This is a genomic window from Bradyrhizobium hipponense, assembly GCF_008123965.1.
GTDB lineage: Bacteria > Pseudomonadota > Alphaproteobacteria > Rhizobiales > Xanthobacteraceae > Bradyrhizobium > Bradyrhizobium hipponense.
The window spans coordinates 1-26,760 of the sequence record NZ_VSTH01000012.1 but is presented as its reverse complement, the minus strand read 5'-3'; the positions used below and the strand labels follow the sequence as shown (position 1 = coordinate 26,760).

27 protein-coding genes are annotated in these 26,760 nt (G+C 65.1%); 14 read left to right on the top strand and 13 right to left on the bottom strand.

Annotation, left to right across the window (positions count from 1 at the left end):
• Positions 1-2: 2 nt before the first annotated feature.
• The 4 genes from FXV83_RS01890 to FXV83_RS01875 form a co-directional block, all read right to left on the bottom strand.
• Positions 3-1,334 (bottom strand): multicopper oxidase family protein, encoded by a 1,332-nt coding sequence (locus tag FXV83_RS01890; protein WP_148737214.1) that lies wholly within the window; start codon positions 1,332-1,334, stop codon positions 3-5.
• A 13-nt stretch (positions 1,335-1,347) separates the two neighbouring features.
• On the bottom strand, positions 1,348-2,784 hold the full coding sequence (locus tag FXV83_RS01885) for a TolC family protein (RefSeq protein ID WP_148737212.1): 1,437 nt from the start codon (positions 2,782-2,784) through the stop codon (positions 1,348-1,350).
• Between the two features lie 9 nt (positions 2,785-2,793).
• Complete coding sequence (locus FXV83_RS01880) at positions 2,794-3,078, bottom strand: hypothetical protein (protein WP_148737210.1); 285 nt, start codon at positions 3,076-3,078, stop codon at positions 2,794-2,796.
• A gap of 79 nt (positions 3,079-3,157) precedes the next feature.
• Complete coding sequence (locus FXV83_RS01875) at positions 3,158-3,568, bottom strand: hypothetical protein (protein WP_347341023.1); 411 nt, start codon at positions 3,566-3,568, stop codon at positions 3,158-3,160.
• Positions 3,569-3,820: 252 nt separating this feature from the next.
• On the opposite strand from FXV83_RS01875, the gene FXV83_RS01870 reads away from it, so the two are divergent.
• Positions 3,821-5,008 (top strand): MFS transporter, encoded by a 1,188-nt coding sequence (locus tag FXV83_RS01870; protein WP_187435591.1) that lies wholly within the window; start codon positions 3,821-3,823, stop codon positions 5,006-5,008.
• Here the strand turns inward: FXV83_RS01870 and FXV83_RS01865 are convergent.
• Positions 5,005-5,430: a DUF4864 domain-containing protein gene (locus FXV83_RS01865; RefSeq protein ID WP_148737248.1), complete on the bottom strand. Its 426-nt coding sequence runs from the start codon at positions 5,428-5,430 to the stop codon at positions 5,005-5,007. The two genes, FXV83_RS01870 and FXV83_RS01865, sit on opposite strands and share 4 nt — an antisense overlap.
• 45 nt (positions 5,431-5,475) lie before the next feature.
• Positions 5,476-5,892, bottom strand: coding sequence for a cupin domain-containing protein (locus tag FXV83_RS01860; RefSeq protein WP_187435590.1), 417 nt, complete (start codon positions 5,890-5,892; stop codon positions 5,476-5,478).
• Between the two features lie 93 nt (positions 5,893-5,985).
• On the opposite strand from FXV83_RS01860, the gene FXV83_RS01855 reads away from it, so the two are divergent.
• Positions 5,986-6,891, top strand: a complete 906-nt coding sequence (locus FXV83_RS01855; RefSeq protein WP_148737204.1) for a LysR family transcriptional regulator — start codon at positions 5,986-5,988, stop codon at positions 6,889-6,891.
• A gap of 2 nt (positions 6,892-6,893) precedes the next feature.
• Here FXV83_RS01855 and FXV83_RS01850 read toward each other — a convergent pair whose 3' ends face one another.
• Complete coding sequence (locus tag FXV83_RS01850) at positions 6,894-7,532, bottom strand: TetR/AcrR family transcriptional regulator (RefSeq protein ID WP_187435595.1); 639 nt, start codon at positions 7,530-7,532, stop codon at positions 6,894-6,896.
• A 243-nt stretch (positions 7,533-7,775) separates the two neighbouring features.
• Here FXV83_RS01850 and FXV83_RS01845 point away from each other — a divergent pair, with 243 nt between their 5' ends.
• The 3 genes from FXV83_RS01845 to FXV83_RS01835 are packed head-to-tail and all read left to right on the top strand — an operon-like array spanning position 7,776 to position 11,579.
• Positions 7,776-8,273: a (2Fe-2S)-binding protein gene (locus FXV83_RS01845; protein WP_148737201.1), complete on the top strand. Its 498-nt coding sequence runs from the start codon at positions 7,776-7,778 to the stop codon at positions 8,271-8,273.
• Positions 8,270-9,325: an FAD binding domain-containing protein gene (locus FXV83_RS01840; RefSeq protein WP_148737199.1), complete on the top strand. Its 1,056-nt coding sequence runs from the start codon at positions 8,270-8,272 to the stop codon at positions 9,323-9,325. Before FXV83_RS01845 ends, FXV83_RS01840 begins: the two co-directional genes overlap by 4 nt.
• Positions 9,318-11,579, top strand: a complete 2,262-nt coding sequence (locus FXV83_RS01835) for a xanthine dehydrogenase family protein molybdopterin-binding subunit (RefSeq protein WP_148737197.1) — start codon at positions 9,318-9,320, stop codon at positions 11,577-11,579. The genes FXV83_RS01840 and FXV83_RS01835 overlap by 8 nt, the downstream gene beginning before the upstream one ends.
• A 21-nt stretch (positions 11,580-11,600) precedes the next feature.
• On the opposite strand, the gene FXV83_RS01830 is transcribed toward FXV83_RS01835, so the two are convergent.
• The gene (locus FXV83_RS01830; RefSeq protein ID WP_148737195.1) at positions 11,601-12,149 is read right to left on the bottom strand and encodes a cupin domain-containing protein; all 549 of its coding nucleotides are present in this window, start codon (positions 12,147-12,149) and stop codon (positions 11,601-11,603) included.
• 147 nt (positions 12,150-12,296) lie between these two features.
• Here FXV83_RS01830 and aptA point away from each other — a divergent pair, with 147 nt between their 5' ends.
• Both aptA and FXV83_RS01820 read left to right on the top strand, forming a co-directional pair.
• Positions 12,297-13,625, top strand: coding sequence for an omega-aminotransferase AptA (gene aptA, locus FXV83_RS01825; protein ID WP_235939282.1), 1,329 nt, complete (start codon positions 12,297-12,299; stop codon positions 13,623-13,625).
• A 70-nt stretch (positions 13,626-13,695) separates the two neighbouring features.
• Complete coding sequence (locus tag FXV83_RS01820) at positions 13,696-14,961, top strand: D-amino acid dehydrogenase (RefSeq protein WP_148737193.1); 1,266 nt, start codon at positions 13,696-13,698, stop codon at positions 14,959-14,961.
• A 399-nt stretch (positions 14,962-15,360) separates the two neighbouring features.
• Here the strand turns inward: FXV83_RS01820 and FXV83_RS01815 are convergent, their stop codons facing one another.
• Complete coding sequence (locus FXV83_RS01815; RefSeq protein WP_187435589.1) at positions 15,361-16,005, bottom strand: helix-turn-helix domain-containing protein; 645 nt, start codon at positions 16,003-16,005, stop codon at positions 15,361-15,363.
• 181 nt (positions 16,006-16,186) lie between these two features.
• On the opposite strand from FXV83_RS01815, the gene FXV83_RS01810 reads away from it, so the two are divergent.
• The 4 genes from FXV83_RS01810 to FXV83_RS01795 are packed head-to-tail and all read left to right on the top strand — an operon-like array spanning position 16,187 to position 19,668.
• Positions 16,187-16,951 carry an ABC transporter substrate-binding protein gene (locus tag FXV83_RS01810; protein WP_148737189.1) on the top strand — a complete coding sequence of 255 codons (765 nt, stop codon included), beginning with the start codon at positions 16,187-16,189 and terminating at the stop codon, positions 16,949-16,951.
• Positions 16,952-16,981: 30 nt separating this feature from the next.
• A complete protein-coding gene (locus tag FXV83_RS01805; protein WP_148737187.1) occupies positions 16,982-17,635 on the top strand; it encodes an amino acid ABC transporter permease in 654 nt (217 codons plus the stop codon).
• A complete protein-coding gene (locus FXV83_RS01800) occupies positions 17,632-18,363 on the top strand; it encodes an amino acid ABC transporter ATP-binding protein (protein ID WP_148737185.1) in 732 nt (243 codons plus the stop codon). The genes FXV83_RS01805 and FXV83_RS01800 overlap by 4 nt, the downstream gene beginning before the upstream one ends.
• A gap of 12 nt (positions 18,364-18,375) precedes the next feature.
• Positions 18,376-19,668, top strand: coding sequence for an NAD(P)/FAD-dependent oxidoreductase (locus FXV83_RS01795; RefSeq protein WP_148737183.1), 1,293 nt, complete (start codon positions 18,376-18,378; stop codon positions 19,666-19,668).
• Between the two features lie 53 nt (positions 19,669-19,721).
• Here the strand turns inward: FXV83_RS01795 and FXV83_RS01790 are convergent, their stop codons facing one another.
• The 4 genes from FXV83_RS01790 to FXV83_RS42355 all read right to left on the bottom strand — a co-directional run bounded on the left by FXV83_RS01790 (position 19,722) and on the right by FXV83_RS42355 (position 22,316).
• The gene (locus FXV83_RS01790; RefSeq protein ID WP_187435588.1) at positions 19,722-19,940 is read right to left on the bottom strand and encodes a hypothetical protein; all 219 of its coding nucleotides are present in this window, start codon (positions 19,938-19,940) and stop codon (positions 19,722-19,724) included.
• Positions 19,941-20,031: 91 nt separating this feature from the next.
• Positions 20,032-21,621, bottom strand: coding sequence for a gamma-glutamyltransferase (locus FXV83_RS01785; protein ID WP_148737179.1), 1,590 nt, complete (start codon positions 21,619-21,621; stop codon positions 20,032-20,034).
• A 275-nt stretch (positions 21,622-21,896) separates the two neighbouring features.
• Positions 21,897-22,073, bottom strand: a complete 177-nt coding sequence (locus FXV83_RS42360; RefSeq protein ID WP_187435587.1) for a hypothetical protein — start codon at positions 22,071-22,073, stop codon at positions 21,897-21,899.
• 9 nt (positions 22,074-22,082) lie between these two features.
• A complete protein-coding gene (locus FXV83_RS42355) occupies positions 22,083-22,316 on the bottom strand; it encodes a DUF6894 family protein (RefSeq protein WP_187435586.1) in 234 nt (77 codons plus the stop codon).
• A gap of 213 nt (positions 22,317-22,529) precedes the next feature.
• Here FXV83_RS42355 and FXV83_RS01775 point away from each other — a divergent pair, with 213 nt between their 5' ends.
• The 3 genes from FXV83_RS01775 to FXV83_RS01765 all read left to right on the top strand — a co-directional run bounded on the left by FXV83_RS01775 (position 22,530) and on the right by FXV83_RS01765 (position 26,697).
• Positions 22,530-24,635: a PQQ-dependent sugar dehydrogenase gene (locus tag FXV83_RS01775; protein WP_148737177.1), complete on the top strand. Its 2,106-nt coding sequence runs from the start codon at positions 22,530-22,532 to the stop codon at positions 24,633-24,635.
• Positions 24,592-25,533 carry an SMP-30/gluconolactonase/LRE family protein gene (locus FXV83_RS01770; RefSeq protein ID WP_187435585.1) on the top strand — a complete coding sequence of 314 codons (942 nt, stop codon included), beginning with the start codon at positions 24,592-24,594 and terminating at the stop codon, positions 25,531-25,533. Before FXV83_RS01775 ends, FXV83_RS01770 begins: the two co-directional genes overlap by 44 nt.
• 138 nt (positions 25,534-25,671) lie before the next feature.
• Positions 25,672-26,697, top strand: coding sequence for a histone deacetylase family protein (locus FXV83_RS01765; protein WP_148737173.1), 1,026 nt, complete (start codon positions 25,672-25,674; stop codon positions 26,695-26,697).
• The last annotated feature ends 63 nt before the right edge of the window (positions 26,698-26,760 follow it).

The following is a 26,760-nucleotide window of genomic DNA, read 5'->3' as shown; positions in this document are numbered from 1 at the left end:
CTTCACATCTTCATCTTGTGCATCGGCGTCTCCGGCTGCCGTGCAGGTTCTGCCGCCGGTGAGGCGACCTCGTAGGCGACGGTGCCTTGCGGGAACTGGTAAGGCCCGGGATCGCGGTAATCGTCGCGCGCCATTCCCTCGCGGATCTTCATCACCGTGAACATGCCGCCCATCTCGATCGGGCCGAACTGCCCGGTGCCGGTCATCATCGGCAACGTGTTGTCGGGCGCTGGCATCTCCATGTTGCCCATCGCCATGCCGGTCGAGCCCATCGCCATGCCGTCTGGCGCGAGCTTGCCGACGGCCTTCGCGAGATCCTTGCGCGACACGCCGATCAGATTGCGCATGTCGTGGCCCATTGAGTTCATCGTGTGATGCGACTTGTGGCAGTGGAACGCCCAGTCGCCGGGATTGTCGGCGAGGACGTCGAACACGCGCACCGCGCCGACCGGCACATCGGTGGTCGTCTCCGGATATTGCGCGCTCTCCGGAATCCAGCCGCCGTCGGTGCAGGTCACCGCAAAACTGTGGCCGTGCAGATGGATCGGATGGTTGGTCATGCTGAGATTGCCCATGCGCACGCGCACCTTGTCGCCGAGCCTGACCGGGAGCGGATCGATGCCGGGAAACACCCGCGAATTCCAGGTCCACATGTTGAAGTCGGTCATCTCGTTGACTTTCGGCAGATACGTGCCGGGCTCGACGAGGTAAGTGCTCATCACGAAGACGAAATCGCGGTCGACGGGACGGAAATTCGGGTCGCGCGGATGCACGACGAACATGCCCATCATGCCCATCGCCATCTGCACCATCTCGTCGGAATGCGGGTGGTACATGAAGGTTCCGCTCTTCTTCATCTCGAATTCGTAGACGAAGGTCTTGCCGGGCTCGATGTGCGGCTGGTTCAGCCCGCCGACACCGTCCATGCCGCTCGGCACGATCATGCCGTGCCAGTGCACGGTGGTGTATTCGGGCAGTCTGTTGGTGACGAAGATGCGGACCTTGTCGCCCTCGACCGCCTCGATGGTCGGGCCCGGCGACTGGCCGTTATAGCCCCACAGGTTCACCTTCATGCCTTCGGCGAACTCGCGCACCACCGGCTCGGCGACAAGATGGAATTCCTTCCAGTCGCCGTTCATGCGGAACGGAAGGGTCCAGCCGTTCAGCGTGACGACCGGGCGGTAGTCGGGGCCGCTAGCCGGATGTAGCGGCGGCTGCATCACCGCCTTATCCATATGCGGAGCTTCCGGAATGCTCGCGGCCTGGACCCGGCCTTGAATCGCGCTCGCGCTCACGAGCGCCGCGGTGCCCAAAAATCCTCGGCGGGAAAACATGTTGGCCTCCATCTCAGTGGCCGCCCTCGGCAGGTGCTGCCGCGGCGATGGTGGTCGGATTATCGCCGCCGGAGGCGGGCGAGCCGCCGCCATTGACGACAGTCTGCAACTCGGACTGCGCGAGGAAGTAGCTTTGCTTCGCATCGATCGCCCGGCGCAGCGATGCCAGACGCTGCCGCGCTTCGGTCAGTAGCGCGAAGATATCGACCTGCATGCTGGAGAAACGGATCTGCATCTCCTCGGTGATGATCTTTCGCAACGGCACGATCTCGCGCTGATAGTGGCTGGCGATGTCATAGGTCGATCGGTAGGTGCGGTAGGCATCGCGCGCTTCGGAGCGGACGTTGACGGCGCGCTCGGTCAGGCGATTGAAGGCGAGATTGTAGGTCTCCGCCGCCTGCCGCACCCGCACCTCGCCGCCGTCGAAGATCGGGATCTGGAACTGCACGTCGAAGCCGCGTTCGCGGAACGGCGCGCTGTCCGGATCCTGGGTCCGGCGGGAAATGCCGGCGAGATCAAGCAGCGTCACGAAGCGCGTCGCTTCGGTGAGGTCGAGCGCTTTGGCCAGCGAGGTCAGCTCGAGCCGCGCGATCTGCAAGTCGATGCGATGGCCGACGGCGTCGGCTTCGATGGATGGAAGCGTCAGTGGCCGGCGCGGCAATGGCGGGAGCTGAGTGGGCAGACGGAAGTCGAGGCCGTCGTCCCACAGCCCCATCAGGCGCGCGAGCCTTTCCCGCCCACTCGTCGCGGCCTGACGCGCGGTGGCGAGATCGGCGGTGGTCTCGGCGTAAAATACCTGCTCGCGGGCCTGGTCGAGCTTGTTGAGCGAGCCGGTCTCGCCGAGCTTGACCGCGAGCTGCGCGGTCGATTCCGCCGTCGATTTCGCGTCCGTCAGCAGCACCACCATCTCGTTGGCCGCGACAGCCCTGACATGGGCGCGCCGCACATCGGCGGCGAGCCGGAGCGTCGCCAGTGCCGCGCGCAACTGCGCCTGCCGGAAACGCTCGCGCGCGATGTCGGAACGGAACGGTAGCGTTGCCAGCGCCAGGATGTCGCCAACCACCTGGCGTTCGATCTCGCTCGCGCCATTGCCGCTGATGCGCGAAACCGAGAACACCGGATTGGGCGGCAGGCTCTGTTCGACGAGGTCAGTTTCGGCCAGCGCTAGCTCGTTATAGGCGGCTTGAAGTCCCTTGTTGTTGAGCAGCGCGATCTGCACCGCCGCGTCCGTGCTCAGCGTGCGCGACAATAGCCGGCGGACGGTTCCGCTGGCCGCCTCCGCGCCCTCAGGCGACCGGACGAAAGCCACGTCCTTGTGGATAGTCTGGCTGGTCAGGTCCGAGACCGCGGACATGCCGCTGTCAGGCGAGAAGGCGGCGCAGCCGGCAAGACCGGGTGCGGAGAGGCCGAGCGCAGCCAGCAGCAGGCCGCGCGCAAAATGGTGTGCCATGGCGCGCTCCTACGGGTGTTGCTTGGGCTGCGGTGCAACGCTGTCGTTGCGTTCGCGCCATGGTGCCGGTGTCGCGGGCCGCAGGCTGGTGTAGGGAGCGATGGTCGAGCGATAGCCGACAGGCGCGACCCTGGCTGCTGGATTGGCAGGGTCGGCGCTGGCGAGCGGCACGGCGGCCGGCATGCAGCCGGACAGCGCCAGTCCGACCGCGGCCAGCAGCGTCCATCCGAGTCGAAAGTGCCGTCCACGCGCCGAGAATACGGCGGTGGTTCTCGCCCCGAGAAGCGTAAGCATGAATCATCCCTGATCTGTCTGAGGACCACAGGCGTGCGCGCGCAGACGCACGACGCCTCAAGTCGTGACGATGTTCAGGTCAGACGATGGGAGGGCGGTAGAGCAGGGGCGGCGCCTCGCTGTGCACGCGAACGGCGACCTCCGGGGCGCAAGTGGAGATCGGCCGGATCGGCTTTGCGATATCAGGCAGATCGGCCGGCAGCGCCGTCATGCACATCGTCCCGCAGCACGGGCCCGGCTTGCCTTTGCCGTCGTGATGATGCTGTGCGGGCGCATCCTGCGCAGCGGCGTGGTCATGACCATGGCCCTTGGCATGATCATGCGCCGCGTTGCCCGCGTGATTGTGGCTTGTCTGATGATGCGCCGGCACAAGATCGCCCAGCACGGCGTCATCGGTCAGGCATGGCGCCGCCGTGCCCAAGGCAAGTGCCGCGGCCGGCGCGACGACGCAGAACAGATAGGCGAGGGCAACGAGCCATCCCACCTTCATCCGTACTGATCGCGTCAACCGAAGGAACATGCGTCCGAAATACCTGTCGCGCGCCATGATGCACACGCAGATTGCAAATTAATGTCAAATCGGGATTTCGCCAAGCACTTCTTACCGCAGTGCACCGCGCATGCCCAATATCGCGGCACAATGCTTGACCGTGGGACGATCACCGAACATGTTCCGCGCGTGCACGCGCCGAATCCAGGACAACGACCTGCTTCTTTCACCCCTGACTCCCGTCAGGCCTGGGTGCGGCTCATTATTGCGCTTCTGATCGGATCGATCGGCGCCGTCGGCATGTGGGCGGTCGTGGTCGTGATTCCCGTGGTGCAGGCCGAGTTCGCCGCCACGCGCGGCGCGGTGTCGCTGGCCTTCACCCTCATGATGTTCGGGTTCGGCCTCGGCGGCGTGATCGCCGGCAAGATCACCGACCGCTTCGGCATCGTGCCGGCGATGGCGATCAGCATCGCCTTCCTCGGCGTCGCCAATATGCTGGCCGGGCTCTCGACCATGCTCTGGCAGTTCGTCGCCGCCTACTTCCTGATCGGGCTCGGCACCTCGGCGACCTTCGCGCCGCTGATGGCGGAGGCTTCGCACTGGTTCGAGCGCTATCGCGGGCTGGCCGTGACCATCGTCGCCAGCGGCAATTACGTCGCCGGCACTATTTGGCCGCCGATCGTGAGCTTCGGCATGCAGAACTACGGCTGGCGCTACACCCACATCGGCATCGGCCTCGTCTGCGCCAGCCTGATGACGATACTTGTGCTGGTCCTGCGTTCGCAGATGGGTGACGACAAGGTCCGCAATCACGCCAACGCGGCGCCGCCGCGGATCGACCTCAAGCTTTCGACCAACACGCTGACGATCCTGCTCTCGATCGCCTCCATCTCCTGCTGCGTTGCCATGGCGATGCCGCAGGTCCACATCGTCGCCTATTGCGGCGATCTCGGTTTTGGCGTGGCGCGAGGGGCGGAGATGCTGTCGCTGATGATGGCCTGCGGCATCGTCAGCCGGATCGGCTCGGGATATCTCGCCGACAAGATCGGCGGCATTCCCACGCTGCTGATCGGATCGGTGGCCCAGGGCTTCGCGCTGGTGTTTTACCTGTTCTTCGACAGCCTCACCTCGCTCTATCTGATTTCCGCGATGTTCGGCCTGTTCCAGGGCGGCATCGTGCCGAGCTACGCCATTATCGTGCGCGAGGCGATGCCGGCCAGCGAGGCGGCAACGCGCGTCGGCATCGTGATCTTCGCGTCGGTGTTCGGCATGTCATTCGGCGGTTGGGTCTCCGGCGTCATCTTCGACGGCACTGGCTCCTACGCCGCGGCGTTCGCCAATGGCGTGGCATGGAATGCGCTCAATATCGGAATCGTCGTGCTGCTGCTGATCCGCTCGCGCATGAATTCCGTCAGGACCGGGCCGGGCTTTGCGACCTAGACCGCCTGTCCCGCCTTCAACAGCGAGCAGCCGGTGATCTTGTAGCTGCCATCGCTCTGCTGCTCGAGCGTGTAGAGCGCCTCCCAGGCTTCGCCATTGGCATCGACGATGTGGACGCGCTGCGCGATCCGGCTGCCTTCGATCTTGCTCTCGCCGAACTCAAAACTCTTGTGCCGGTAGACCGGCGCGTAGCCGTTTTGCACCATCGACATGAAGATGTCCGGTGCGGGGAATATTTCCCGGATCGCTGGCGCGGCGTAGGAATAGGCAGCCGCCGAATCATCGCGGACGAATGCCTGCTCCTGGGCGCGGATCACGCCCTGTGCCGCCGCGACATCGTCGGCCGCGCGTGCGGAAGTGCCACTCAGCAGCACAAATATCAGGACAAGGAGCGCATGCACGGCAAAACCTCGCTTGGTCATCCGGTCCAGCAAGGGTAGCGCCACGCGGATGTTCAGGCAAACGGCCTAATGTGACAGCGGATCGAGGAAGGGCGTGTCGACCGCGCTGACATAGAAGACCACGACCCTGGTCTCGCCGTTCGTCCGATTGTAGCCGGTCATCGCAACGTTCGGAGGTTCCACCAGTGCCTCACCGGCCTTCACCGTCAGCGGCGGCTTGCCCTCGAGCTCGAGTGTGAAGGCGCCTTCGAGCACGTAGACAGTCACCGGGAAGCGGTGGCTATGATAGGGCGTCTTGTCGCCCGGCTTGAACGATGCGGTCATCACCCGCACGGACTGCTTTTCGTCCTTCGGTAAGCCTTCAACCACTTGGCCAAGCACCAGATTCGGTTTGGCGATACCCTGTGCCCCGTGGTCCTGCGCGGCGGCTGCGGCCGACCATCCCAGAACGATTGCGGCACTGAGAACGAAATGGGGGCGCATCCGAAGTCTCCATATGTAAGTCGCTGAAAACATCAGCCTAGTTGCCGTCGTTCAGGCGCGGGAGCTGCAACATTGCGGCCAGCGGCCGCAGAAGTGCATAATCGTCTTATGTTCGACTGGAACGACCTCAAATATCTCCTGGCGGTCGCGCGGCACGGCAGCACCATTGCCGCCGGCAAGGCGCTCGGCCTCAGCCAGTCGACCGTGCACCGGCGGCTCGATGAGCTGGAGCGGCGGCTCGGCCGCGCTCTGGTGACGCGTCAGCCGAGCGGCTACCGCCTCACCGAATTCGGTCACATCATGCTGCCCTATGCCGAGCGGATCGAAGCCACCATCGACGACTTCCAGCGCCGGACGATCGACGCCGAGCAGGATATGAAGGGCGTGATTCGCGTCACCTGTCCCGAGCCGATCGTCGCCCGGCTCATCCAATCCGGTCTCGTCGGCGATTTTCACGCGCTGCATCCCGCGCTGCGCGTCGAATTCGTGATGAGCGACGGCTATCTCGACCTGTCGAAGGGCGAGGTCGATATCGCTTTTCGCTCGGGCGATACCGACGACGAGCTGGTCGGGCGCAAGATCGCCGAGTCGATCTGGGCGGTTTACGCCAGCCGCGAGTATCTCGACCGGCACGGCCCCCCGGAGCGTGTCGAGGACCTCACGCGTCATTTGCTGGTCGGGCTGGACGAATCCCTTGCCAATCACCGCGCCGTCAAATGGCTGAAGGAGGTCGCGCCCAATGCCAAGATGGCTGCGCGCGTTAACAGCGTGCTTGGCCTCGTTTCCGCGATCAAGTCCGGCGTCGGTATCGGTCCGCTTCCCGTCGCGCTCGGCGATGCCGAAGCCGATCTCGTCCGCGTCCTTGGCCCGATTCCGGAATTGACGCGGAGCTGGCGCATCCTGACGCATCCCGATCTCCGGCGCGTGCCGCGGATCGCCGCCTTCTTCGACTTCATCGTGCGCCAGCGCGAGGCGCTAAAGCCGATCCTGACAGGGTGACGCTAGCGAATCCGCTTTGCGGACGGCTTTGCTGGTTTGGCGGAGCGCACTTTCGCTTTGGCTGCTGTCTGAATGCACAGCCCATCGACGAACACGTCGAGCATCCGCAGCACCGAGGACTGCCAGCCGGGCTGGTCGTGCATGTAGCACATTCCGATCAGGGCCCTGAGCAGGTCTTCCGGGCTGATATCGGCACGCATCTGACCGGCCGCGACCGCACGGTCGAGCAGCGAGCCGATCGCCTTGGTCAACCGGTCCATCGAGAAGGCGGCGAGTTCCGACGAACTCTGGAAGGTTAGCGCCAGCGCGGCCGACATGCCTTTTTTTGTGGCAACGAATTCGACAGCGGACCGCAGCCAGCGGCGCAGCGCATCGACGGGGTCCTTGGCGCTTCGCAAATGCTCGGCGAGCTCGCTGAGCTGCTCGACCTCGCGCCGGTACACCGCCTCGTACAAGTCCTCGCGCGTCGGGAAATGCCGGTAGAGCGTGCCAATGCCGACGCCGGCGCGTTTTGCGACGGCCTCGAGGCTCGCCTCGGGGCCGCCCGCGTTGAACACGGTTTTCGCCGCCTCGAGCACGCGCTCGCGATTGCGCACGGCATCGGCGCGGGGCTTGCGGATCTGGTCGGCGTGGTCGTCCATGCCGGCAATGTAGATCACGAATTGGTTAGATTGAACCCTTGGCTAGGCTGCATCGCGTTGTCTGCGCACTGGCTTTTGACGAATTCCAAATATTTTCCGGCAACCCTTGTTAAGCGGAGGGCGCCTCCGTATCTTCGTCGATACGTTGGCTCGGATCGTGTCCGGTCGGCGCAGAAATCGACGGCGGCCACGGCGGTGGCGCGACGCGCGATCACTCATGTCCATATCTGATCGGAGCCTTGTATGAACCACTCCATCAGCCTCACCGTGAACGGTGCGCGGCGCGACTTCGTCCTCGACGATCCGCGCGTCACGCTGCTCGATCTCCTGCGTGAGCGCCTCCATCTCACCGGAACCAAGAAGGGATGCGACCGCGGCCAGTGCGGCGCGTGCACCATTCTCGTCGACGGCAAGCGCATCAACTCATGCCTCGCGCTCGCCATCAGCCACGACGGCGCCGACATCCTCACCATCGAAGGTGTGGCGCATGGCGACCAGCTTCACCCCGTACAAGCCGCCTTCATCGCCCATGATGGCTTCCAGTGCGGGTTCTGCACGCCCGGCCAGATCATGAGCGCGATCGGCATGATGCGCGAAGGCCAGGCCGGCAACGATCCCGAGCGGATCCGCGAATGCATGAGCGGCAATCTCTGCCGCTGCGGCGCCTATGCCGGCATCGTCGATGCCGTGCTGGAGGCGCAAGGACGCATGGACGAAACCAACCAGAGGCGCTCCGCATGAAACCGTTCGATTATGTCAGGCCGACCACGGTCGAGGAGGCCGTTGCCGCGGCCGCCCAGCCGGGCGCCGTCTATCTTGCTGCCGGCACCAATTTGCTCGATCTGATGAAGGGGAATATCAGCCGCCCGGATCGCCTGGTTGATGTCACCCATCTCGGAGGGCTCGACCGCATCGAGCATCTCCCCGACGGGGCGCTGCGCATCGGCGCGCTCGTGCGCAATGCCGATCTGGCGCATGATGCCGAGTTCGTACGGTCCTATCCTGCCGTGGCAGAAGCGCTGCTCTCCGGTGCCTCCGCGCAACTGCGTAACGCCGCGACGGTCGGCGGCAATCTGTTGCAACGGACGCGCTGCGCCTATTTCTACGACACCGCCAGCCGCTGCAACAAGCGCGCAGCCGGCAGCGGTTGCGATGCCCGCGATGGTGAGAACCGGTCGCACGCCGTGCTCGGCTGGAGCGACAGCTGCATCGCCACGCATCCTTCCGATTTCTGCGTTCCGCTTGTCGCACTTGATGCGGTCGTCGAGATCGAGGGCAGTAACGGCCGGCGCGAAATCGTACTTGACGAATTGCATCGCTTGCCCGGCGATACACCGGCGCGCGACTCCACGCTCGAGCCCGGCGACCTCATCGTCGCGGTGCGTCTGCCGCCGGCGGCACGCGGCTTCGCCGCGCATGCGGGCTACCTCAAGGTTCGCGAGCGCACGTCCTATGCCTTTGCCGTCGTCTCGGCCGCTGCTGCGTTGCAGATCGAGAATGGCAAGATCAAGCAGGCGCGGCTCGCGCTCGGTGGCGTCGCCGCAAAGCCGTGGCGCGCGCGCACCGCAGAAGACGTGCTCAGGGACGTCGCGCCGACGGCAGACGCGTTCCAGGAAGCCGCCTGGCGCGCGCTCGGTGACGCCAAGCCGTCCGGCGACAATGCCTTCAAGATCGAGCTCGCGCGCCGCATCGTGGTGCGCGCGCTGACACTCGCCGCGGCCGGTACACCGGCGCGCCTGCCGCCGCTGCCAGCCTCTCCCTTTGCCTCGACCTCCGGAGCCCTCCATGTCTGAGCTCAACCTCACCAGTGCGCCCGCCCATTTACGGCACGGCTCGAACATCGGCCAGCCGCTGACCCGCCGCGACGGAATCCTCAAGGTCAAGGGGCAGGCGACCTACGCCGCCGATAACCATCCGCCCGGCATGCTGTTTGCGGTGATGGCTGTGTCCAGCATCGCGCGCGGCCGCGTGACCTCGCTCGATGTCACTGCTGCCAGGCGCCATCCCGGCGTCGTCGATGTCATGACATCAGACCACAAGCCGCCGCTCGCGATCGATCCCGAGATCAAGACCAATCCGTTCGTGTTCCGGATGGAAGCGTTGCACAGCGACGAGGTCCGCTACGCCAACCAGCCGATCGCCGTGGTGATCGCGGAAACGCTGGAGGCGGCGACGGAAGGCGCGGCGTTGCTGGCGCCGCACTACGAGACCCTGCCCGCGCTGATCGGGCTCGATGCCGGCGACAGCTTCGTGCCGCCGGTGGTCGGTGTCGGCAATCCGACGGAAAATCACCGCGGCGATGTCGAGGCGGGTCTTGCTTCGGCCGAGAAACGGATCGAGGCCGTTTACGAGACGCCGCCGCAATATCACAACGCGATGGAGCCGCATGCGATCGTCGCCGCGTGGGACGGCGACAAGCTATCGGTCGACATGCCGACCCAGGGTCTATTCCTGTCGCGCGCCCGCATCGCCGAACTGTTCGGCATCGCGCCGGACAAGATCCATATCCGCAGTCCTTTCCTCGGCGGCGGCTTCGGCTCCAAGGGGCTGATGTCCGGCCCGCCGACGCTCGGCATCATGGCGGCCAAGCTTGTCGGCCGGCCGGTCAAGCTCGTGCTGCGCCGTGAGCAGATGTACGGCCCGGTCGGCCATCGTGCGCCAACGCGCCAGCGGCTGCGCATGGGTACCGACGGCGAGGGACGCCTGACCGCGCTCGATCACCATGCCAGGACCGTATCGAGCACGTTCGATGACTTCTACGAGCCCGCGGCCGACGCCTCACACACCCTTTATGCGGCTCCCGCGATCCGCACCTCGCACGACGCAGTGCGCGTCAACACCGGCACGCCGCTGTTCATGCGCGCGCCGGGCGAAGCGACAGGCTCGATTGCGCTGGAGAGTGCGATCGACGAGATGGCTTGGGCCTGTGGCATCGATCCGCTCGCCTTCCGCCTGAAGAACTATGCCGAGGTCGAGCCGATCACGGGCAAGCCGTTTTCCTCCAAGGCGCTGCGCGCCTGCTACGAGCAGGGGGCGGCGCGCTTCGGCTGGGCGAAGCGGCCGTTGCAGCCGTGGCAGATGCGTGACGATGCCGGGCTTCTGGTCGGCTGGGGCATGGGCACGGCGACCTTCCCGGCCTTGATGTTCCAGGCCGAAGCCCGCGCGGCGATCCGCCGTGACGGCACGGGTGTGATGGAGATCGGCGCGCATGACATGGGGCAGGGCGCCTGGACCGCGCTGGCCCAGATCGCGGCCGACGGGCTCGGGCTCGACATCGATCGGGTGGAGTTCAAGGCCGGCACATCGGACTTGCCCGATGCCGGCATTGCCGGCGGCTCTGCACATACCGCGACCGCCGGTGCGGCGATCCACACCGCCGGTGCAGCTGTGATTGCAAAACTCGCCGATCTCGCCGCGAACGATGAGCGCTCGCCCTTGTTCGGCGCCGGCAATGCCGGCGTGATCGCGCGCAGCGGAAAGCTATTCCGGCGCGACGACGAGAGCCGCGGCGAGAGCTACGCCGAGATCCTTGCGCGCGCGGGGCTCGCCGAGGTCGAGGCGCGCGGCACCGGCGCGCCGAATCCGGCATCGATGGAGGAATATGCCATGCATGCCCATGGCGCGGTGTTCGCGGAGGTGAAGGTCGATCCCGAGCTCGGCCAGGTCCGCGTCACCCGCATGGTCGGTGCCTTCGCCGCCGGGCGTATCGTCAATCCGCATCTGGTGAAGAGCCAGCTGTTCGGCGGCATGATCTGGGGCATGTCGTTCGCGCTGCACGAGGAGGCCATTACCGATCGGCGCAGCGGCCGGATCATGAATGCCAATCTCGCCGAGTACCACATCCCCGTGAATGCCGACGTGCCGCCGCTCGACGTGATCACAGTCGAAGAGCACGATCCGCACGTCAATGCGCTCGGCATCAAGGGCGTCGGCGAGATCGGCATTACCGGCAGCGCCGGCGCGGTCGCCAATGCCGTCTGGCATGCGACCGGCGTGCGCGTCCGCCGCTTTCCGATCCGGATCGAGGAGCTGTTGACACAGCTCTGACACTTCCGGCCTGCCGCCGCTTCAAAACGTCGGTGGCGTGCAGGCCGAGATCACCTCGCACGGCTTGCCGCCGACGCAGCGGAACCGGTGCGGGCGGCGGCTCTCGAAGTAATAGGCATCGCCGGGGTTGAGGATGCGCCGCTCGTCCTCGACGGTGACCTCAAGCTTGCCGGAGATCACGATGCCGCCTTCCTCGCCCTCATGCACCAGATGAACGCGCCCGGTATCGCTGCCGGGCTCGTAGCGCTCTTTCAGGATCTGGAGGCTACGGCCGAACAGATTGTCACCGATCTGGCGGTAGGAGATCGGCTTCTTGCCGACCTCGGTTAGCTCCTCGGCGCGGTAGAAGATCTTGCGCCGCGTCTCCGGCTCCAGCGCGAAGAATTCGGCAAGCCCCATCGGGATGCCGTCGAGGATGCGCTTGAGTGCGCCGACCGACGGGTTCATCTGGTTGGATTCGATCAGCGAGATCGTCGAATTGGTGACGCCGGCGCGCTTGGCAAGCTCGCGCTGCGACAGCTTCTGGCGTGTCCGGATGAATCGCAGCCGCCCACCGATGTCGACGCTCATGCCCAGTCCCTGTTGCAGGTGTTGCGGATCGCGCAAATATGGACCGGCAGCCCCAGTAAGATCAATGGGTTGCTGGCAGGCAGAAAAGGACTTGTTGTGCTTTTGAAGGCGTGGTTCGGCTAATGGGTCAGCAAAGGAGCGTGGCCCGTGACCCTTCATCAGATTCCGAACACCATCAAGACCGATTCGTTCTGGATGCCGTTCACGGCCAACCGGCAGTTCAAGAAAGCGCCGCGGCTATTCTCCTCGGCCGAAGGCATGCACTACACCACCGTCGACGGCCGCAAGGTGATCGATGGCTCCGCCGGGCTCTGGTGCGTCAATGCCGGCCACGGCCGCAAGCAAATCGCCGCCGCGGTCGAGCGGCAGCTGATGACGTTGGACTTCGCGCCGTCGTTCCAGATGGGCCATCCGCTGGCGTTCGACTTCGCGGAGCGGCTCGCCGAGATCGCGCCGAAGGGCCTCGACCGCATTTTCTTCACCAACTCCGGCTCCGAGTCGGTCGATACCGCGCTGAAGATCGCGCTCGCCTATCACCGCGCCAACGGCCAGTCGAGCCGCACCCGCCTGATCGGCCGCGAGCGCGGCTATCACGGTGTCGGCTTCGGCGGCACGTCGGTTGGTGGCATGGTCGCCAACCGCCGCGCGTTCGCGACCCTCCTGCCGGGCGTCGATCACATCCGCCACACCCATGATCTCACCCGCAACGCCTTCGCCAAGGATCAGCCGGAGCACGGCGCCGAGCTCGCCGACGATCTCGAGCGCCTCGTTGCTCTGCATGGTGCCGAGACCATCGCCGCCGTTATCGTCGAGCCGGTGCCGGGCTCGACCGCGGTGCTGCCGCCGCCGAAGGGCTATCTCCAGCGCCTGCGCGAAATTTGCGACAAGCACGGCATCCTTCTGATCTTCGATGAGGTCATCACCGGTTTCGGCCGGCTCGGCGCGCCATTTGCCGCCAACTTCTTCGGCGTCACGCCGGACCTGATGACGACCGCGAAGGGCATCACCAACGGCACCGTGCCCTGCGGCGCGGTGTTCGCGAGCCGCAAGGTGCACGACGGCCTGATGGTCGGCCCGGAGAACCAGATGGAGCTGTTCCACGGCTACACCTATTCGGCGCATCCGGTGGCTTGCGCGGCCGGCATCGCCACGCTCGACATCTACAAGGACGAAGGCCTGCTCACGCGCGGTGCTGACATCGCCGACTACTGGCGCGATGCGCTGCATTCGCTGAAGGGCCTGCCCAACGTCGTCGATATCCGCAATTGCGGCCTGATGGGCGCGGTCGAGCTGTCGCCGCGCGACGGCGCGGTCGGTGCGCGCGGTTATGACGTCATGGTCGACTGCTTCAATCGCGGGCTGTACTTCCGCATGAGCGGCGACTCTTTCGCCCTGTCGCCGCCGCTCATTGTCGAGAAGAGCCACATCGACGACATCGTGTCGATCCTCGGCGACGCCATCAAGCGGGTGGCCTGATAATTGCTCTCGCCGTTGCGAGTTGTTTCCTGGCAGCGGCGAGCGCGATGCCGCGGGAGTTTGACCAAGCGTGAAAGTTCTGATCCTCGGCAGCGGTGTCATCGGTGTCACCTCTGCCTACTACCTCGCGCGTGCCGGCCATGAGGTGACGGTCGTCGACCGTCAGCCGGAGCCGGCGCTGGAGACCTCCTTCGCCAATGCGGGCGAGGTCTCGCCCGGCTATTCCTCGCCCTGGGCCGGCCCCGGTGTGCCGGTCAAGGCGATCAAATGGCTTCTGATGAAGCACGGCCCGCTGGTGATCCGGCCGAAGTTCGATCCGGTGATGTGGGTCTGGCTCGCCAAGATGCTGCGCAATTGCACGAGCGAGCGCTACGCCGTCAACAAGAGCCGGATGATCCCGATCGCGGAATACAGCCGCGATTGCCTGCGCGATCTGCGCCGCGACATCGGCATCCAGTATGACGAGCGTTCGCAGGGCACGCTCCAGCTGTTCCGCTACCAGTCGCAGCTCGACGGCACCGCTGAGGACATCGCGGTGCTCAAGCAATACGGCGTGCCGTACGAGGTGCTGAGCCGGGAAGGCTGCATCGCAGCCGAGCCGGCACTGGCGGGCGTGAAGGAAAAGTTCGCCGGCGGGCTTCGGTTGCCGCAGGACGAGACCGGCGACTGCCATATGTTCACGCAGGCGCTGGCCAAGCACGCCCAGGCGCTCGGCGTCCGCTTCATGTTCAACGCCGGAATCGACCGCATCGTCACGGATGGCACCCGCGTCAGCGGTGTTGCGACCAGCGCCGGCCTGTTGCACGCCGACGCCTACGTCCTTGCGCTCGGAAGCTGGTCGTCGCGCCTGGTTGCGCCGCTCGGCATTTCGCTGCCGGTCTATCCGGTGAAGGGCTATTCGATCACGGTGCCGATCAAGGACGCTTCAGGCGCGCCGGAATCCACGGTGATGGACGAGAGCTACAAGGTCGCGATCACGCGGCTTGGGAATCGCATCCGCGTCGGCGGCACCGCCGAAATCTCCGGCTATTCCGACAAGCTCTACGACGCCCGCCGCGCCACGCTCGACCACTCGCTGACCGACCTGTTCCCGCGCGGCGGCGATCTCTCCAAGGCGACGTTCTGGAGCGGCCTGCGCCCGATGACGCCGGACGGCCCTCCCGTGATCGGCGCGACGAAGTACGCCAATCTCCACCTCAACACCGGCCACGGCACGCTCGGCTGGACCATGTCCTGCGGCTCCGGCCGCGTGCTGGCGGATATGCTGTCGGGCAAGAAGCCGGACATCGATGTCAGTGCGCTGACGGTGGATCGGTACGCGCACAGGTTCGGCTAAGGCTCTATCCGCTCGTTATTGCGAGGAGCCCTTGCGACGAAGCAATCCAGGGTGTCTCCGCGGTGAGAGTCTGGATTGCTTCGCTTCGCTCGCAATGACGATGTGGCAGCATTGAGCCCTCTTCGCCTCTCGCCGCTTGCGACAGGGGCAATCGCATTTGAGAGCGGTTTCCCTGCGGCCATCCTTCGAGACGCCCGCTCCGCGGGCTCCTCAGGATGAGGACGGAGTGCGCGGCAGCCGTTTCAACGGGCACCGATGCCGGTTAGCCTCATCCTGAGGAGACTGCGGAGCGGTCGTCTCGAAGGACGAGGCGCGCGCTCAGGCAGCCCTAAAAGGCCATATGCGATTGCCCTGCCGCTTGCGGGAAGAGGCCGGAATTTACGGCGAGAGGGAGAAGACTCAGTTCGCTCCCGTCACGCAGTTCACCCAGAGCACGACTGCCTTCGCATCCTGCGCCGGATTGGAAAACCGGTGCGGCCTCCGGCTGGCAAAGCGAAAGCTGTCCCCCGTCTTCAGCGACCATGTCTCGCTGTCCACCGTCAGCATCATCTCGCCCTCGAGCACGAGGCCGGCTTCCTCGCCGTCGTGGGTGTAGAGTTCGTCTCCGGTGGAGCCGCCGGGCTCCAAGTGTACCAGGAACAAATTGAGCCGGTTGTCGGCGCCGGCCGGACTGAGCAATTGTTTGGAGACGCCCGTGCGCCAGAGTTTCAGCTCGGGCCGCTGCAATCCGCGCGTCACCACCTGATCGGATGTGCCGTCGCCGTTCGGGCTCGCGCCGAACAACGCGGCGATGCCAACGCCGAGTACGTCGGCGAGCGTCGCCAGCACGCGGAGCGAGGGTGACGAAAGGCCGCGCTCGATCTGGCTGAGGAAGCCGATCGAAAGCGAGGTGCGCTCTGCGACCGTTTCGAGCGAGAACCGCCTGACACGTCTGAGATCGCGGATGCGGCTGCCGACCGCGACGTCCATCGCGGGCTCGGCCGGCTTCGCGCTAGCCTTGGTCTTCGGCTTTCGCGCCGGCTTTGCGGCGGCCGGTTTGCGCATTCTCTTGCCACCGCTCACGTCAAACCGCTTCCTTCATGTGCATGAAAACCGCTTGCGTCGGCCGCCAAAGTGTGACCAAATTTTCATATTGGTGAAAATAGGCCGAAACGGCGTGGCCCGCAACGTCTGAGATCACGACACGCGCGAGTACCGCCACCGGCCGGACCCAAAGGGGGATGCGATGCCGTTGAAGCGTTTTGTTCAGGCCGCGGTCGCGGCGCTTACGCTGTTCGCCGTTGTGCCGGTTTCGGCGCAGCAGGTCCTGAAGGTCGGCTCGACGCCGACCGGCATTCCCTTCACCTCCCTCGATACCAAGACCAACACCATCCAGGGCATCATGGTCGATCTCATCACCGAGATCGGCAAGGATGCCGGTCTCAACGTGCAGATCGAGCCGATGCAGTTCTCGGCGCTGATCCCGTCGCTGACGTCCAGCAAGATCGACATCATTGCCGCCGCGATGTTCATCACGCCGCCGCGCAAAGATGTCGTCGACTTCTCCGATCCGATCTACACCTACGGTGAAGGCCTGGTGGTGCCGAAGGGCGACACCAAGGCCTACGCCACGCAGGAAGATCTGAAAGGCGAGACCGTCGGCGCCCAGGTCGGCACCGCCTTCGTCGACGCGCTGAAGAAGTCCGGCCTGTTCGCTGACGTCAAGGCTTACGACACCATCCCCGACATCCTGCGCGACGTGAACACCGGCCGCCTCAAGGCCGGCTACGCCGATTACCCGATCGTCGCCTACAATCTGAAGCAAGGCGGCTTCCCCGAGGTGCGCCTGGTCGACGGCTACAAGCCCGTCACCGTCGGATCGGTCGGCATCGGTGTGCGCAAGGGCGAGACCGCGCTGCTCGGCAAGATCAACGCCTCGCTCGCCAAGCTCAAGGCCAACGGCACCATCGACAAGATCCTCGATAAATGGGGCCAGAAGGCGCAAGGCTAGTCGAAAGGGCTGATCGGTGAAGGCGGCCCGATGAAAGGCTTCTGGCACGACACCGTCGAGTTTTTCCCGATCCTGATGAACGGCGTCGCGCTGACGATCGTCGTCACCATCGGTTCGCTGCTGCTCTCGACAGTGCTGGGCCTGGTCTGGGCGATGATGCGGGTTTCCGGTATCAAGGTCCTGTCGACGATCAGCGCCAGCGTGATCAACGTGATCCGCGGCATTCCGATCATCGTGTTGCTGTTCTACCTCTATTTCGTGATGCCCGATCTCGGCGTTACGCTGTCGGCGTTGCAGGCCGCCATCCTCGGGCTCGGCATCGCCTACTCGGCCTATCAGGCGGAGAACTTCCGCGCCGGCATCGAGGCGATCGACAAGGGCCAGATCGAGGCGGCGCAGTCGATCGGCATGGGCTGGTGGCTCACCATGCGCCGCGTGGTGCTGCCGCAGGCGGTGCGCATCGTGCTGCCGCCCTATGGCAACGTCATGATCATGATGCTGAAGGATTCCTCGCAGGCCTCGACCATCACGGTGGCCGAGCTCGCGCTCCAGGGCAAGTTGATCGCGTCCTCGACCTTCAAGAACACCAACGTGTTCACGCTGGTGGCGCTGATGTATCTCACCATGAGCATCCCGCTGATCCTGCTGGTCCGCCACTTCGAAAAGCGGGCGGGCAAGAAATGATCGAGCTCACCGATGTCCACAAGAGCTTCGGCGCGAACGAAGTGCTCAAGGGCATCTCGGCCTCGGTGCAGAAGGGCGAGGTGGTCTGCATCGTCGGCCCCTCCGGCTCCGGGAAATCGACGATCCTGCGCTGCATCAACGGGCTCGAGAGCTATGACCGCGGCGCGATCAGCGTCGAGGGCCTGAAGGTCGACCGCGATGCGCCGTCGATCGTGTCGATCCGCACGCAGGTCTCGATGGTGTTCCAGCGCTTCAACCTGTTCCCGCATCGCACTGTCCTCGAAAACGTTGTCGAGGGTCCGCTTTATGTCAAGAAGGAGCCGCGCGCCGCTGCGCTCGAGCGTGGCCGGGCGCTGCTCGCCGAGGTGGGGCTTGCCGAGAAGGCCGACGCGCATCCGCCGCAGCTCTCCGGTGGCCAGCAGCAGCGCGTCGCGATCGCACGCGCGCTCGCGATGCAGCCCAAGGCAATCCTGTTCGACGAGCCGACTTCGGCACTCGATCCTGAATTGGTCGGCGACGTTCTCGGCGTGATGCGCAAGCTCGCCGATGATGGCATGACCATGGTCGTCGTCACCCATGAAATGGGTTTTGCCCGCGATGTCGCCGACCGCGTGCTGTTCATCGACGGCGGCGTCATCGTCGAGCAGGGACAGGCCAAGGCCGTCCTCAATCAACCCCAGCATCCGCGGACGCAGGACTTTTTGCGCCGCGTGCTGCATCCGCTCTGATCGGTCCTTGCCATGAACGCGCCCGCCCGCCTGCCTCTGCCGCCGTCACTTTATGCCGACACCGCCGTCGCGCCGGCCGCAACGCCGCCGCTCGACGCAGACAAGAACGTCTCCGTCGCGATCGTCGGCGGAGGCTTCACGGGTCTCTCCACAGCGCTGCATCTGGCCGAGCAGGGCGTCGAGGCCCTGGTGCTGGAGGCGCAGGAGCCGGGCTGGGGCGCATCCGGCAACAATGGCGGCCAGACCAATCCCGGGCTGAAGCACGATCCCGATCAGATCGAGGCCGACTTTGGCCCCGATCTCGGCCGCCGCATCATCGACTTCGCCTATGGCACCACGAACTTCACCCACGAGCTGATCCGCCGCTACCAGATCCCCTGCGACGCGCGGCAGAACGGCACGCTGCGCGCGGCCTACAATGAAGCGAGCGCGGCGGCGATCGACCAGACCGCGCAGCAATGCATCCGCCGTGGCATGCCGGTGAAGCTCTTGAACCGCGACCAGTTGCGCGAGATGACCGGCACCGATCGTTATCTCTGCGCCATGCTGGACACGCGCGGCGGCGATTTGCATCCCCTCAGCTACGCCCGCGGTCTTGCGCGCGCCGCGATCTCGGCAGGCGCGACCGTCCATGGCGAGACGCCGGCGCTGTCGCTTCGCCGCGACGGCAGCCGGTGGCGAATCGAGACGCCGCATGGTGTCGTGCATGCCGAAAAAGTGCTGCTCGCCACCAACGGCTTTACCGACGATCTCTGGCCCGCGCTCCGCCGGACCATCGTGCCGGTGTTTTCCTCGATCGCCGCCACCGCGCCGCTCTCCGACGAGATTGCCCGTTCGATCATGCCGGCGCGTCCCGTCCTCTACGAGAGTGGTCACATTACGGTCTATTACCGCATCGACCAGCAGAACCGTCTCTTGATGGGCGGTCGCGGCCCGATGCGCTGGATCAGCTCGCCCTCCGACGTCGCCTATCTCATCCGCTACGCCGTGCGGCTATGGCCGCAGCTCAAAGACGTTGCCTGGACCCATGGCTGGAATAGCCGGCTCGCCATCACCAGGGATCATTATCCGCACGTGCACGAGCCCGCCGAAAACATTTTGATCTCGCTCGGCTGCAATGGCCGCGGCGTCGCGCTCTCGACCGCGATGGGCGCCCAGCTTGCGCGCCGCCTGATCGGCGGTGCCAAGGCCGAGATCGACATGCCGATCACCGGCATCAAGCCGATTCCGATGCACGCGTTCTGGCCGGTGGGCGTGACGACAGCGGTGTTCGCAGGTCGGGTCCGGGACCGGTTGGGTATCTAAACGCATTGCGCCGCCCCTGTAGGGGGCAGCGTTTGTCGTTCCGATCAGAGATTTCAACAGCGGCCCTGCTTCCACAGGCCGGGCGGGCAGCCCATGCCGCGCCAGCCGACTTTGCGCCCGTGGTACCATCCCGGCGGCGTGCCATGATAATGGCCCATCGCGTGGCCGTGACCATGCCCATGACCGCCGTGGCCACTTTTGGCAACAGCTGGGCCGGTAAGCGCGAAGCCGGCCGCAATGATCAGCGACGCAGCGAGCGCAAGTTTCTTCATCATGTCCTCCACTGGGGCGAGCGCACTTGTCCATTCCACGAACGAACTGTGGACAGGTAAGTTCACTGCAAATGTGGAGAGAGCGTGACGCTCAGGCTTCCGCGACTGCATCAGCCCATGGCTGGAAGATCTCGACCGCGCCGGAGTTGACGTCGCCCTCGCGCATCACCACGCTCGGGCAGGCGAATTTCATCGGCAGCGCCTGCACCTGGGTCTCCTCGTAATCGAAGCGCGCCGCGAGCGCCTTGCGTACGTCCGTGGGCAAGCGGCTATCCCCGATCACGACTGCGCCCTCGCTGGCGTCGATGCGCGGCTGATGGATTGCCGTGTCGAGGTCCATGCCGAAATCCATCGCAAACGACGCCAGCTGCATCACCGCCGGCAGGATGCGGCGACCGCCGGAGGCGCCGATCGCAAGGCGCCTGCCGTCCCCGGTCTCGGCGATGACGGGCGTGTAGTTGGTGAGGCAGCGTTTGCCGGGGGCGAGCGAGTTGGTCGTGCCCGGCGTCGGATCGAACCACATGATGCCGTTGTTCATGGGGATGCCGGTGTACGGCGTCACATATTTCGAGCCGAAGGTCGAGAGCAGCGTCTGCGTCACCGCCGCCATGTTGCCGTGGCGGTCGACCACGGAGAAATGCGTGGTGCAGGCCGGCGCCAGATATTCCGCGCCGAGCGAGCGCTTGCCGTCGGCATCGCCCATGTCGCCCAGCCGCTGGCGATAGGCCGATTGCAGGGCAAGCGCGTATTCGGCATAGGCTGCCGCATCCGGCGTGCTCGCCGGCTTCAGGTTCTGCTGCAACAGGCGCAGCGCATGCGCCAGCGTCGGGCCGGCCGTGAGCTCCGGCGTCGCAAACACCTTGCCGCCACGATAGGGAATCGCCAGCGGCTCGCGCAGATGGGCGCGGAACGTGGCGAGATCCTCCACCGAGAGTGAGCCGCCGTCGGCGCTGATATCGGATGCGATGCTTTTGGCGAGGTCGCCCTGGTAGAAATCGCGCGGGCCGGCAATGGCCAGATGCGCCAGGGTCGCTTTCAATTTCTCCTGCGGCAGCCGCGTCTCGGCCTTGATGCCCCAGGGCGCGTTCGGCGGCAGGCCGTCGTTCAGGAAGGTTTCCGCACTGGCGGGATAGCGCCTGAGGTCGGCCGCAGTACTGGCGATCATGAGCGTCGTCCACCAGTCGACCAGCAAGCCTTCGCCGGCGATCGTCGCGGCCGGTGTCAGTAAATCCTTCCACGGCAATTTGGCGTGGCGGCGATGCGCCTCCTCCATGCCGGCAACGACGCCGGGCACCGCGATCGAGCCGGGGCCGTGAATGTTGCGGTCGTCCTTCACCCGCGGCCAGGGAAACAGGTCGGAGGCGGCGCCCTCGCCGGTGAGCGGATAGTCGGCGACGTGCAGGCTTTGCGGCGCGCGCATGCCGTAGTCGATCACCTCGTAGCGATTTTCCGTGGCGCGGTAGAGCACCATCGCGCCGCCGCCGCCCATGCCGCTCATCCAGGGCTCGAGTGCGTTCAGCGCGAAAGTGGTCGCGACGATCGCGTCGACGCAGTCGCCGCCGGCCGCCAGCACCTGCGCGCCGACCTCGGCCGCTCGCCGCGATTGCGCGGCGACGATACCGGACTTGGCCTTGATTGCGGGTTTGCGGATGTATTGGGCGCGGCTGAACTGGTGGGGCATGATGTCTGTCGTGGCTTCGTTGCGTTGATGTCGAGGCTCCACAATGGCGAAGCGCACGCACAATGCCACATCGCGGCCAACGAGAACATCCAGAGGGAGAAGCGACATGGCTGGTGTGAAACAAGCGCGGGATGGCGCGGCTACAGAGCCGTCGAGACGGGCACTTTGTCTCCGCGTCGTCATGGCGGGCTTGTCCCGGCCAGCGCTTCGCGCTTTTGCCCGGGCATGACAAAGTTTGCGGGAGCAGTGCTAAAAAAGAGACGAAGCCGCAGCGCTCAGAGCGGGCGGTCCAGGCGGCTGGCCTGATGCTTGGCGCGCCATTTCGGGCCAGGCCCGCGCATGTAGTGAAGTTCGGGACGGTAGGGATTGCCTGCGGTCCGCACCAGCGTCTGCCATTTGGCGGCCACGAAGCTCAGGGGCTGGCGGAGCAGGCTCAATGAAGTGAGCAGCACGGCATCACCTCAATGTGGCTTGCCGAGCATGGCGGTGAAGGGGACATCGAAAATCTCTTCGCCGTCATCGCCGCTGATATGGATCACCCAGTCGCGCCAGTCCTCGTTGCTGGGCGTCAGGATCATCGAGCGCATGATCTGAGCGGCGCGGTCGCGCGCCTCGGTCAGATTGGCGACAGCGGTGCCGTAGCGATCGACCAGCGTGCCTTCGGTATTGGAGCAGTGGAAATACATCTGAACCATATACGCCTCCTGTTAGAGAGCGGCTTGGACGGCAAACCGATACCATCCGAAACGACCGAAAGACATTCGGGCCAAGCCCGGTAAGGGAATCTACGGAGATTGGTCGGAACGAAGACCCTTGGAGGTTTAATCACAGCGGAGTGATGATCAACTGGACGGCGTCCTTGCAGCGTGGAACTCTGGACTTTCGACGGGAAAGTCCGGGAGATCGCCGTGAATCGCCTCATATTCTGGTGCGAGCGCCCAAGCCTGCGCGCATGTGTCGCCGCCTTCTTTGGAGCCTTGGTCTTTGGAGCATTGATCTTTGGAGTCCTGATCTGTCTCGCCTCGGTGGCGTCTTCGCAGCCGCTCCGCAAAAGCGGCTATGCGATCGGCACGGAAAGCTGCGGCAGCGGCGATCTCGGCTTTCCCAGAATCCCGATCGACATGAAGGCGGGGTTTTGCGCCGGTCTCGTCGCCAGCGAAGAGGATCATCTCAAGTTTCCGCGTTCGATCATCCAGGTGCCCGGCCACGATCTGTTCGTGGTCGCCGACATGGGCGGCTGGGGCCACACCGACGGCCGGTTGCTGCTGCTCGATCCGCATGCCGCCGAGGGCAAGCGGTTCAAGGAGCTGCTGACTGCGATCGAGTATCCATTCGGCCTCGCGATCGGCCCGGACCGGAAGCTCTATGCCGCGACCGCGGAGACGATCTTCCGGTTCGATCCGCTTGCGGACAATCCGCGCAGCACCGTCGAGACCATCATCCGCCATCTGCCCGGCCGGCGGATCACGCTGCCCGATGGCACCAGGCTCGACGAGAGCGCGCATCCGCTCAAGCAATTCGTGTTCGACAGGAACGGGCGGCTGTTCGTCAATGTCGGATCCCACAGCGACGATTGCATCACGCCGGCGCCGATCACCCGCGCTTGCGCGGCGACTGAAGGTGCCTCCGCGATGGCTGCGATCTGGCTGTTCACACCGCCTTCAGCCGGCGTCTTTGCGGCGTTGAAGCCGAATGATCCAGATCCGCCGCACGCAGTTTACGCCCGGGGCTTGCGCAATTCACTGGCGCTGGCGCTGCACCCGAATTTTCCCGATGCCGGCTACGCCTTCCTGCAAGGCGAGAACGGCCGCGACCTGCCTGATATCTTCAAGCCGAACGAGGAGCTCAACGCGATCGAGCAGGGCAGGCACTACGGCTGGCCCTATTGCTACGATCTGTCGACTTCGAGTCCCGAATTCAAACTCGTGCTGCAATCCGGGATCTACAAATCGCTCTGCACCGCCAATGCACTGTACAAGGCGCCGTTCTCGCTGATGCCGCCGCACGGCGCGCCGCTGGCGATGCTGTATTATCACGGCGCCAAATTCCCGGAGCTGGAAGGCAAGCTCCTCGTTGGCCTGCACGGCTATCGTCCGACCGGCAGCCGCGTCCTCGTCTACGATGTCGACGATCACGGCTTTCCGAGGCCAAGCCCGGCGCCGGTGCGTTACCATGTCAGCTGCGCGGCCGATCCGACCCACAGCTCTCAGACCGATGCCGGCGAAGTCGCCGCCGCGCCGTTCGAGGAGTTGATCGCCGGCTGGCACCGCGTCAACGGCGCGCGGCCGCAGGGCGCGCCGGTCGGCATCACGGTCGCGGAGGACGGCGCGATCTGGCTGGTCGAGGACAAGAACCAGACTGTGATCCGCATCGATCGCGCCGTGGGCGATGCCCCGGAGCCGCTGCCCTGCGACATGCGCAGCCAGGCGCTCATCGACGAGCTCGCGGCGTTCGTCGCAAGGGACGCGCAGAACCGCATCCGGCTGACCACGCTGCGCAAGGGACTGGTCGAAAAGCACTGCCTCGGCTGCCATTCCGATTTCGGCCTGAACGCCGGACAATCGGACGCCGAGAAGGACACCACCGTGCTGCGCTTCATGCTGTCGCAGGACGGCTGGATCTATCCAGGCGATCCCGCCTCCGGCAAGCTGCGCACGCGGCTGCGCGGTCTCGGCGCTGAGAAGCTGATGCCGCCTGGCGGCGAAAAACTGCCGAAGACCGAGCCCGGCTATGCCGGCCTGATCGAGACAGCAGACCTGCTCGTTGCCAAAATGGTTCCGGGCGTGCGGATGCGTATCAAGTCCGGCCCGCCGCAGCGAAAATTCTTCAGCAAGGCGAACAAGGAATGCGGCGAAATGCCGGCCGGCAAGGTCGTCGTCGTGACACAAAGGAGCGCTGTAGACAAACGCGGCTTCAGCCGATTCTTCCGGCTGGCCGATCCCTATTTGAATGGCGAGTGCACCGACGACGATGGCTATTACATCCGGCAGGAATTTCTGGTGCCTGTGCAGTAGCGTCCTTCTCGTTCTTGCGGCGGCACCGGTCCGGGCCGAAACCAGGCTGTTCGAAAGCGTGCAGGTGACGCCGCCCGGCGAATACACCTTCGGCATCGAGGGGCCGGCCGTCGATGTCGAGGGCAACCTCTTCGTGGTCAACCTCGGTAAGCCCGGCACCATCGGCAGGCTGCCTCGGGGCGGCGCGGCTTCGCAGCAATTTTCGGCACTGCCCGAAGGCAGCGTCGGCAACGCCATCCGCTTCGATCGCAACGGCACCATGTTCATCGCCGACTACAAGAAGCACAACATCTTCGCGATCGCGAAGGGCGCCGCCGAGCCGGTCGTCTGGTTTCACTCCGACGAGATGAGCCAGCCCAACGACATCACGCTCGCCCGCGACGGCACGATCTATGCAAGCGATCCGAACTGGAAGGGCCGAGAAGGCCACATCTGGCGCATTGCCAAGGCCGCTGACGGATCGGTGCAGGGGCAGGTCATGGCGGCGCCGCGCGCGATGGGCACCACCAACGGCATCGATCTCAGCCCGGACGGTAAGACGCTCTACGTCGGCGAATCCAGCAGCGGTCAGATCTGGTCCTACGCGATCAGCGGCAATGCGCTCATTGATGCAAAGCTGGTCAAGGCATTTCAACCCGATACCGTCGATGGCATCCGCACCGACGTCGCCGGCCGCCTCTACGTCGCGCGCATTCTCAAGGGCACGATCGCGCTGATGAAGACCAATGGTGCAGTCGAGCGCGAGATCGCGCTGAAGGGCAAGGAGCCGACCAACCTCGCCTTCGGCGGCAGCGACGGCAAGACCGTCTTCGTCACGCAGCGCCAGGGCGGCTTCATCGAGTCGTTCCGGACCGATCAGCCGGGCCGCGAGCACTGCCTTCAGCGCGAACGCTGCTGAACGCAAAGGACTCGAACTCGGTCTGCTTCCAGCGCAGAGCGGCGTGGCAGCAGCGGCACTCTTCTTGCTTGCATCTGGCCGCCGCGGGTATCAAGACATCCGTGGTACGTCAAAGAGCATGCGACCACGGAGTGTTGAGTGAAAGCCGTCCATACCGAACTGCACCGCAGCCACGATCCGCAATTCTTCCTGGTGCGCGGCGTCGTCAAGCGCACCACCGAGCAGCCCGAGCGCGCCGACCGGCTGCTCCAGGGGCTCAAGGACGGCAAGCATCAGCTGGTCGAGCCGACCAGGTTCGGGCAGGGGCCCCGCGCGCGCATTCACAGCCCGGAATATCTGTCGTTCCTGAGCGAAGCCTGGGACGCCTGGACCACGCTCGGCGATTCCGGCCCGGAGATGATCGGTAACATTCATCCCGTGCGCCATGCAGCGACCTATCCCACCCACATCGTTGGCAAGCTCGGCTGGCACACCGCCGATACCGCGGCGCCGATCGGCCCGGGCACCTGGGCCGCGGCTTGCGCGGCAACCGACGTCGCCGTCACCGCGGCGCAGATGGTGATGGACGGGGAGGATGCGACCTACGCGCTCTGCCGTCCGCCCGGCCATCATGCCTATCGCGACATGGCCGGTGGCTTCTGCTTTCTCAACAACAGCGCGATCGCCGCTGCTCATCTGCGGACCAGGCATGAGCGCGTCGTGATCCTCGACGTCGACGTCCATCACGGCAACGGCACGCAAGGAATTTTCTACGCGCGATCTGACGTCTACACGGTATCAATCCATGCCGATCCCGTCGCGTATTATCCTTACGTGTGGGGCTATGCCCATGAGCGCGGCGAGGGGCCGGGCCTCGGCACCAATCTCAACATTCCCCTGGCCATCGGCACCGGCGACGACGGCTATATCCAGGCGATGGATGTCGCGCGCAAGGCGATCGAGTCCTTTGCGCCCGGCGCGCTCGTCATCGCGCTCGGCCTCGATGCCTCCGAGCACGATCCGCTGAAGGGCCTCGCCGTCACCACGCCGGGCTTCCGCCGCATCGGCCAGACGATTGCGAAGATGGGCCTGCCGACCGTGTTCGTGCAGGAGGGCGGCTATCTCTCGGATATTCTCGGTGCCAATTTGACCTCGGTGCTGGCGGGATTCGAAGAAGCGCGCTGATCTTCGCCTCTCCCCTCCGGGCAGGGCGATCGCATATGGGTGGACGATGCGGCGACATCGGCA

Bases quoted from the DNA above. Each gene is read 5' to 3' on its own strand.
- FXV83_RS01890 (WP_148737214.1), bottom strand. From the start codon at position 1,334: ATGTTTTCCCGCCGAGGATTTTTGGGCACCGCGGCGCTCGTGAGCGCG.
- FXV83_RS01885 (WP_148737212.1), bottom strand. From the start codon at position 2,784: ATGGCACACCATTTTGCGCGCGGCCTGCTGCTGGCTGCGCTCGGCCTC.
- FXV83_RS01880 (WP_148737210.1), bottom strand. From the start codon at position 3,078: ATGCTTACGCTTCTCGGGGCGAGAACCACCGCCGTATTCTCGGCGCGT.
- FXV83_RS01875 (WP_347341023.1), bottom strand. From the start codon at position 3,568: ATGAAGGTGGGATGGCTCGTTGCCCTCGCCTATCTGTTCTGCGTCGTC.
- FXV83_RS01865 (WP_148737248.1), bottom strand. From the start codon at position 5,430: ATGACCAAGCGAGGTTTTGCCGTGCATGCGCTCCTTGTCCTGATATTT.
- FXV83_RS01860 (WP_187435590.1), bottom strand. From the start codon at position 5,892: ATGCGCCCCCATTTCGTTCTCAGTGCCGCAATCGTTCTGGGATGGTCG.
- FXV83_RS01850 (WP_187435595.1), bottom strand. From the start codon at position 7,532: ATGGACGACCACGCCGACCAGATCCGCAAGCCCCGCGCCGATGCCGTG.
- FXV83_RS01845 (WP_148737201.1), top strand. From the start codon at position 7,776: ATGAACCACTCCATCAGCCTCACCGTGAACGGTGCGCGGCGCGACTTC.
- FXV83_RS01840 (WP_148737199.1), top strand. From the start codon at position 8,270: ATGAAACCGTTCGATTATGTCAGGCCGACCACGGTCGAGGAGGCCGTT.
- FXV83_RS01835 (WP_148737197.1), top strand. From the start codon at position 9,318: ATGTCTGAGCTCAACCTCACCAGTGCGCCCGCCCATTTACGGCACGGC.
- FXV83_RS01830 (WP_148737195.1), bottom strand. From the start codon at position 12,149: ATGAGCGTCGACATCGGTGGGCGGCTGCGATTCATCCGGACACGCCAG.
- FXV83_RS01815 (WP_187435589.1), bottom strand. From the start codon at position 16,005: ATGCGCAAACCGGCCGCCGCAAAGCCGGCGCGAAAGCCGAAGACCAAG.
- FXV83_RS01810 (WP_148737189.1), top strand. From the start codon at position 16,187: ATGCCGTTGAAGCGTTTTGTTCAGGCCGCGGTCGCGGCGCTTACGCTG.
- FXV83_RS01805 (WP_148737187.1), top strand. From the start codon at position 16,982: ATGAAAGGCTTCTGGCACGACACCGTCGAGTTTTTCCCGATCCTGATG.
- FXV83_RS01800 (WP_148737185.1), top strand. From the start codon at position 17,632: ATGATCGAGCTCACCGATGTCCACAAGAGCTTCGGCGCGAACGAAGTG.
- FXV83_RS01795 (WP_148737183.1), top strand. From the start codon at position 18,376: ATGAACGCGCCCGCCCGCCTGCCTCTGCCGCCGTCACTTTATGCCGAC.
- FXV83_RS01790 (WP_187435588.1), bottom strand. From the start codon at position 19,940: ATGAAGAAACTTGCGCTCGCTGCGTCGCTGATCATTGCGGCCGGCTTC.
- FXV83_RS01785 (WP_148737179.1), bottom strand. From the start codon at position 21,621: ATGCCCCACCAGTTCAGCCGCGCCCAATACATCCGCAAACCCGCAATC.
- FXV83_RS42355 (WP_187435586.1), bottom strand. From the start codon at position 22,316: ATGGTTCAGATGTATTTCCACTGCTCCAATACCGAAGGCACGCTGGTC.
- FXV83_RS01770 (WP_187435585.1), top strand. From the start codon at position 24,592: ATGGCTATTACATCCGGCAGGAATTTCTGGTGCCTGTGCAGTAGCGTC.